Annotated in this window: 1 protein-coding gene; it reads right to left on the bottom strand. The window is 69.3% G+C overall.

Going from position 1 to position 2,426, the window contains the following annotated elements; translation table 11 throughout:
• On the bottom strand, window positions 1-2,426 hold a 2,426-nt coding region (locus QIS96_RS37580; protein WP_282547383.1), incomplete at both ends, for a bifunctional FO biosynthesis protein CofGH.

Here is a 2,426-nt window from a genome sequence, read left to right as displayed (position 1 = left end):
ACCACCGGCAGCAGCTCCGGCAGGTGGCCGTCCGACGCCGCCGCGGCCTTCTGCCGCTCCTCCGACACCCGCCCGTACAACGTCGTGCGCGGTTTCGCCGGGCGGCCGGCTGCTTCAGCGATGGCGACGAGGTCCTCGACGGAGCGGTACGAGCCGTAACCGGAGCCCGCCATCCGGGAGATGGTCTCCTCCATCAACGTGCCACCCAGGTCGTTGGCACCGGAACGGAGCATCTCCGCAGCACCCTCGGTGCCGAGTTTCACCCAGCTCGTCTGAATGTTGGGAATGTACGGATGCAGAAGCAACCGGGCCATGGCAGTGACCGCACGGTTGTCCCGGGTCGTCGGGCCCGGCCGGGCGATCCCGGCCAGGTACACGGGCGCGTTGGTGTGGATGAACGGCAGGGTCACGAACTCCGTGAAACCACCGGTCTCCTGCTGGATCGCGGCCAGAGTACGGAAATGCCCGAGCCAGTGCCGGGGCTGGTCCACATGCCCGTACATCATCGTCGACGACGAACGGATGCCGAGCTCGTGCGCGGTCTTGACCACCTCGATCCAGGTGGCCGTGGGAAGTTTGCCCTTGGTGAGGATCCAGCGGACCTCGTCGTCGAGGATCTCCGCGGCCGTACCGGGAATGGAGTCGAGGCCGGCCTCACGCGCCGCGGTGAGCCACTCACGTATCGAAAGCCCCGTGCGCGCCGTCCCGTTGACGACCTCCATCGGCGAGAACGCATGCACATGCATGCCGGGCACACGTTCCTTCACCGCCCGCGCGATGTCGAAGTAGGCGCTGCCCGGCAGGTCCGGATGGATGCCGCCCTGCATGCACACCTCGACCGCACCCACGTCCCAGGCCTGCTGGGCCCGGTCGGCGACCTGGCCCAACGACAGCGTGTACGCGTCGGCATCCGTGCGGCGCTGAGCGAAGGCGCAGAAGCGGCAGCCGGTGTAGCAGACGTTGGTGAAGTTGATGTTCCGCGTGACGATGTACGTGACGTCGTCACCGACCACGGACTTGCGTACGTCGTCCGCCACCCCGCACAACGCGTCCAGGGCCGGGCCGTCCGCGTGCAGCAGGGCGAGCGCCTGCTCGTCGGTCAGCCGGGTCGGGTCGTCGGCGGCGACAACCAGCGCTTCCCGTACATCGGTGTCGATACGGGAGGGGACCATGCCCGGGGCGGCCGCCTCGCGCAGCGACTCCCAGTCGCCGTACACCTCGTCGAAGTCGTCACGCCGGTCCGCCGTACGCCCCTCGGTGTCGATGGTCCGGTGCAGATCGGTACGCCCGGAGGGCACGAAGGTGTCCTCGGGCTCCTGCCAGGGCAGACCGCGCACCTCCGCCTCCGGGTTCGCAAGACCCGTGGCAGGGTCCGCGAGGGCGCGTACGTGCGGCAGGACCCGCGGGTCGATCCACGGCTCGCCCCGCCGGATGAACTCCGGATACACCGCCAGCCGTTCCTCCAGCCGGAAGCCCGACTCGGCGGATCTCGCGGCGAGTTCCTCGATCCGGGGCCAGGGCCGCTCCGGGTTCACATGATCAGGCGTGATCGGCGAGACCCCGCCCCAGTCATCCACACCCGCGCCGATGAGCCGCCCGAACTCCTCGTCGACCAGATTCGGCGGGGCCTGCAGACAGCCGGACGGACCCATGATGTGCCGCGCCACAGCGACAGTCGCCACCAGGTCGTCGAGCTCGGCGTCCGGCATACCCCGCATCGCCGTGTCCGGCTTCGCCCGGAAATTCTGCAGGATCAACTCCTGAACACCGTGGTACGCACGAGACACCCGGCGCAGCGCGAACAGCGACTCGGCACGCTCCTGCAGCGTCTCCCCGATCCCGAGCAGCAGCCCACTGGTCAACGGCACGGAGCTGCGCCCCGCGTCCTCCAGATGCCGCAACCGCACGGCCGGAGCCTTGTCCGGCGACCCGTAGTGCGGCCCGCCCGGCTCGGACCACAACCGCTCCGCCGTCGTCTCCAACATCAACCCCATGGAAGGGGATACGGGCTTGAGCCGCTGGAAGTCGGTCCAGGACATGACACCCGGGTTGAGGTGCGGCAGCAGCCCGGTCTCCTCCAGAATCCGGATCGAGATCGCCCGTACGTACGCGATGGTGTCGTCATAACCGTGCGCGTCCAGCCACTCACGCGCCTCCGGCCAGCGGTCCTCCGGCTTGTCGCCGAGGGTGATCAACGCTTCCTTGCAGCCGAGTTGGGCCCCGCGCCGGGCGATGTCGAGCACCTCGTCCGGCGACATGAACATCCCGTGCCCCGCCCGCCGTAGCTTGCCCGGCACGGTCGCGAAGGTGCAGTAATGGCAACGGTCCCGGCACAGCCGGGTGAGCGGCACGAACACGCTCTTCGAGTACGTCAGGACCCCGGGCCGCCCGGCCGCCTCAAGTCCCGCGTCCCGCACCCGCGCGGC

The organism is Streptomyces cavernicola (assembly GCF_029968035.1).
Taxonomy (GTDB): Bacteria; Actinomycetota; Actinomycetes; order Streptomycetales; family Streptomycetaceae; genus Streptomyces; species Streptomyces cavernicola.
The sequence above is the reverse complement of the archived record's forward strand: the minus strand, read 5'-3'. Positions and strand labels throughout refer to the sequence as shown.